General features: G+C 68.3%; 3 protein-coding genes and 2 pseudogenes. 4 read left to right on the forward strand and 1 reads right to left on the reverse strand.

All coding sequences use genetic code 11. The features are described 5' to 3' along the window. Nucleotides 1-72: 72 nt before the first annotated feature. The 4 genes and pseudogenes from STRTUCAR8_RS50370 to STRTUCAR8_RS28845 all read left to right on the forward strand — a co-directional run. Nucleotides 73-447: pseudogene (locus STRTUCAR8_RS50370) on the forward strand (helix-turn-helix domain-containing protein); the annotation flags it as partial. Between the two features lie 41 nt (nt 448-488). Beyond that, nucleotides 489-950, forward strand: a complete 462-nt coding sequence (locus STRTUCAR8_RS28840; RefSeq protein WP_006379630.1) for a molybdenum cofactor biosynthesis protein MoaE — start codon at nt 489-491, stop codon at nt 948-950. 106 nt (nt 951-1,056) lie between these two features. Beyond that, nucleotides 1,057-1,215 carry a hypothetical protein gene (locus STRTUCAR8_RS53520; RefSeq protein ID WP_006379628.1) on the forward strand — a complete coding sequence of 53 codons (159 nt, stop codon included), beginning with the start codon at nt 1,057-1,059 and terminating at the stop codon, nt 1,213-1,215. Between the two features lie 58 nt (nt 1,216-1,273). Continuing rightward, a complete protein-coding gene (locus tag STRTUCAR8_RS28845) occupies nt 1,274-2,368 on the forward strand; it encodes a YlbL family protein (RefSeq protein WP_006379629.1) in 1,095 nt (364 codons plus the stop codon). On the opposite strand, the pseudogene STRTUCAR8_RS50375 reads toward STRTUCAR8_RS28845, so the two are convergent. Further along, nucleotides 2,362-2,608, reverse strand: a pseudogene (locus tag STRTUCAR8_RS50375) (ABC transporter ATP-binding protein); the annotation flags it as partial. The gene STRTUCAR8_RS28845 and the pseudogene STRTUCAR8_RS50375 sit on opposite strands and share 7 nt — an antisense overlap.

The raw sequence follows: 2,608 nt of genomic DNA on the forward strand, positions 1-2,608 counted from the left end.
GCAAAGCCCTGTCGGTGTCAACCGAAGACATGGCACACTGCCCGCTGTGACGGCGGTCCCCGGAGGTCCCACGTGAGCGACAACCGCTCAGGCGGAAGTGCCCCCACCGTCCTGCGGATGGTCCTCGGCAAGCGCCTGAGGCATCTGCGGGAGCGGGCGGGGGTGTCGTTCGAGGACGCCGCACGGGCGATCGAGGTCACGCCGTTGACGGTCCGCCGGATGGAGAAGGCCGAGGTCGGCCTCCGCATCCCCTACGTGAAGGAGCTGTTGCGCACCTACGGGGTCCTGGCCAAGGAGATCGACGATTTCCTCCACCTCGCCAGGGAGGCCAACCAGCCGGGCTGGTGGTACACGTACCGCGATGTGCTGCCGGACTGGTTCAGCGCCTATGTGAGCCTGGAGAGCGAAGCCACCGTCATCCGGCTGTACGAACCCCACTACGTCCCCCCCTTCCGGGCTGGAGTCGCCGAGCGTGGCACGATGGGGATATGGCACCCCTCAGTGATCACCCCGGCGAGCAGGCGGCTCTGGAGCCCATCAAGCTGTTGGCCGTCCGGGAGACGCCCCTCTCCCTCGACGAGGTTTTCCGGGCTGTCGGGGACGACTCCGCCGGAGGGACCGCCCTCTTCGTGGGGACCGTGCGGAACCACGACGGGGGCGCCGATGTCGACGCGCTCGGCTATTCGTGTCACCCCAGCGCCGAGGCCGAGATGCGGCGTGTCGCCGAGAAGGTCGTCGCCGAGTTTCCGGTGCGGGCGCTCGCCGCTGTGCATCGGATCGGCGACCTGGCCGTGGGTGACCTCGCCGTCGTCGTCGCCGTGTCCTGCCCGCACCGGGGGGAGGCCTTCGCGGCCTGCCGGAAGTTGATCGACGACCTCAAGCACGAGGTGCCCATCTGGAAGCACCAGACGTTCTCCGACGGGACCGAGGAGTGGGTCGGCGCTTGCTGACGGCCCTCCGGTTGCGTAACCGGCCCCCGGGCGTGAGCGTTAACACGGCGGACGTTAATCTGCTGATCAGTCAGTTGCGGTGGCTCTTTGGGGTTGGGAGGTCGGCATGGCGGCACTCGCCTGGTTGCTGATTCCGCTGGTGGCCGCGATCGGTGCCGGTCTGTGGGGCAGTTGGGCCAACCGGACGCGCAGAACGCGCGGTGACGGGCCCGAGCTCGACGGCTACGAGCGGTTCCGCGAGGCCATGGAGAAGTCCCGTACCTGAGACACCGTACGGGCGGCCCTGACGGTGTGCCGACAGGACTGTCCCGTACTGTCGTGCCATGCCACGCCGCACCGCGACGATGCTCGCCTCCACCCTGATGTTGATCGCGCTCCTGTGCGCCGGAGTGTTCATCACCGTGCCGTATTCGGAGCTGTCGCCGGGGCCGACCGTGAACACTCTCGGGGACCACGGTGGCGAGCCGGTGCTGCAGATCACCGGGCACAAGACCTACGCGACCACCGGTCACCTGAACATGACCACCGTCCGGGTCACCAGCGCCGACTACAAGATGAACCTTGTCGAGGCGGTGTACGGGTGGCTCTCGCACGACAACAAGGTCGTGCCGCACGACACGCTCTACCCGGACGGCAAGACCGAGGAGCAGTCGACCCAGGAGAACGCCGAGGAGTTCAGCCAGTCCCAGGAGAGCGCCAAGGTCGCGGCGCTGGACAAACTCGGCGTTCCGGTGCAGTCCTGGGTGATCGTCGCCACCGTCGTGAAGGGGTCTCCCTCAGAGGGCGTGCTGCACGCCGGTGATGTCATCAAGGCCGTCGACGGTACGGCGGTCAAGGTGCCCACCGACGTCGCCAAGCTGGTGACCAAGCACAAGCCCGGCGAGAAGGTCGTCTTCACCATCGTGCCCGCCGCGGAGCAGGCCGCCGCCGAGAAGGCGAAGCGGGCGGCCACCAAGACGCGGGACATCACCATCACGACCACCAAGTCGGACGACGACGATGCCCAGCGAGCCATCGTCGGGATCTCCGCCGGGACCGACCACACTTTCCCGTTCACCATCGACATCAAGCTCGCCGATGTCGGAGGGCCCAGCGCGGGGCTCATGTTCGCCCTCGGCATCTACGACAAGCTGACGCCCGGGAGCCTCACCGGCGGCAAGTTCGTGGCCGGCACCGGCACCATCGACGACGACGGTGTGGTCGGCCCCATCGGCGGGATCGAGATGAAGACCGTCGGGGCCCGGGACAAGGGGGCTCAGTACTTCCTGACGCCGGCCGACAACTGCGCGGCCGCCGCCTCGGACACCCCCGAAGGGCTGACACTCGTCAAGGTGGCCACCATTGGCGACGCGTTGAACGCGCTCAAGGACATCCGCTCCGGTGACACCGGTGATCTGCCGAAGTGCAGCACCAAGTAGGCGGTAGCGAGTGAGTAGCCGGCGGCCTCCACACGGTCGCCGGTGGGCGCGCGCCGGAAGTACCAGCGGCAGCCGACCGTCAGCCGTGGCACGGCGAGCAGCACGGCGGGCGCCAGCGGCGGCGCGGTGACGACAAGACCGCCGAGCAGCAGCGCACCCCACACCACTCCGATGGCGAGCTGGGGGACCGCTTCGCGCATCGCGTTGGCGAGCCGGTCGATGTCGGTGGTGATGCGGGAG

Source organism: Streptomyces turgidiscabies Car8, from assembly GCF_000331005.1.
GTDB lineage: Bacteria > Actinomycetota > Actinomycetes > Streptomycetales > Streptomycetaceae > Streptomyces > Streptomyces turgidiscabies.